The sequence below is a fragment of the Fundidesulfovibrio sp. genome (assembly GCF_058402725.1).
Genome location: NZ_JBZVFJ010000326.1, coordinates 1 through 1,760, shown reverse-complemented (window position 1 = coordinate 1,760; position 1,760 = coordinate 1). Strand labels below are relative to the sequence as shown.

At 70.7% G+C, this 1,760-nt stretch carries 2 protein-coding genes; both read right to left on the bottom strand.

The annotated features are described in order from the left end of the window. Positions 1-419 (bottom strand): type III PLP-dependent enzyme domain-containing protein (locus tag ACV4UX_RS19235; RefSeq protein ID WP_491594888.1); only part of this gene is annotated, 419 nt, incomplete at its 3' end. 221 nt (positions 420-640) lie between these two features. Then, positions 641-1,760: HD domain-containing phosphohydrolase (locus tag ACV4UX_RS19230; protein WP_491594887.1), on the bottom strand; the 1,120-nt coding region annotated here is incomplete at its 5' end.

Genomic DNA, 1,760 nt, shown 5'->3' with positions numbered 1-1,760 from the left:
CCTACATGCATGTGCAGGCCCCGCAACCACGGCCGCCTCTGGAAGGCCCGCACGATCTCCCCGCGCTTTTCCAGGGGCTCCCCGAACTTCGAATACTGTCCGGCCACGCTGGTGGCCGCGATGCTTCCCTCGCCCACCTGGGGGTTCACGCGCAGCCCAAGGCTCGCGGCCGGGGAGTTCCCGGGGTCCAGGGCGTCCAGGCGTGCCAGCTCCTGGAAGTTGTCGGCGTTGAGGTGCACGCCCAGGGCCAGGGCCTGGCGCAGTTCGGGGACGGTCTTGGCCGGGGAGTCGAAGACTACGCGCTCCGGGGGGCACCCGGCGCGCAGGGAAAGATGCAGCTCCGGCCCCGAGGCGGCCTCGAGCCCGGCTCCCGCGCGGCACAGGCGGGCCAACAGCGCCCGCAGGGGCGCGGCCTTCACGGCGGCGGCGTGCAGGGTCCCGGCGGGGAAGCGGCGGTCCAGTTCGGCCAGGCGGTCGTCCAGGCCAGGGGAGGTCGTAGAACAGGACGGCGGTGTCGTCCTCGTCCAACAGGCCCCGGGAGAGGGCCAGGGCCAGGGCGCGAAAGGGCCAGGCGGCGCGGTGCTCGGGGGAAGGGATCACGGGACCTCCGGGAAGACGGGACGGCCTGGGGCCTGACGGCTCAGGCGGGGAGTCTCTGGTCGGTCTCGAAGCTGAAGCGTCCCGATTCCAGCAGGTCCACGCAGGCGTCCACGCAGGCGGGGTCGTAGAGCACTCCCCGGTTCTTGCGGATCTCGGCCAGGGCGCGCTCCAGGCCCAGGGCGGCGCGGTAGGGCCGGTGGGAGCTCATGGCCTCCACCACGTCGGCCACGGAGAGGATCTTGGATTCCTCCAGGATCTGGCCTTCGGAGAGTCCGCCGGGATAGCCGGTGCCGTTGATGCGCTCGTGGTGTTCGAGCACCATGCGGGCCACGGGCCAGGGGAAAGGCACGTCCTTGAGGATGTCGAAGCCCACCTCGGAGTGGGTCTTGATGAGCCCCATCTCGATGGCGTTGAGGCGCGAGGGTTTGGCCAGAATCTCGGCGGGGATGTAGATCTTGCCGATGTCGTGCAGAAGCCCCGCCACCCGCAGGCCTTCGCTGCGCTCCTCGTCCAGACCCAGGGACTGGGCCATGGCGCAGGCCAGGGCGGCCACGCGCTGCTGGTGTCCGGCGGTGTAGGGGTCGCGCTTTTCGGCGGTGACGGCCAGCGCGCCCACGGTGGCCTCCAGGGTGACGCGCAGGCGGTCCAGGGAGTCGCGCAGTTCGCGCTCGTTGCGCACCTGTTCGGAGATGTCGCGGAAGACCAGCACCGAACCCATGTCCTTGCCCCAGTCGTCGAGGATGGGCGAGAGGTGGATCTCCACCGGCATCTCGCCTCCGTCCGCGGCCCGGAGCAGGCGCTTGCCCGGCCCGGCGTCGTCCATGGGGCGCGTGCGTCTCCAGAAGGCGTCCTGGAGGGACAGCTCGCGGGCCGCGTCCTGGCCCAGACCCAGGGTGCGCTCGGCCACGGGATTGAGGAAGCGGATGAGCCCGTCGGCCCCGGCCGTGACCACGGCCTCGCCCAGGTTGCGCAGGGTGGTGGCCAGCCAGCGCTCGGAGAGGCGCATGGTCCTCTCGGCGTCGAACTTGTAGAGGGCCATCTCGATGGTGGTCTGGAGCTCGCGATCCTCGAAGGGCTTGATGATGTAGCCGAAGGGGTTGGTGATCTTGGCCCGGTCCAGGGTCTGCTTGTCGGCGTAGGCCGTGAGGTAGACCACGGGC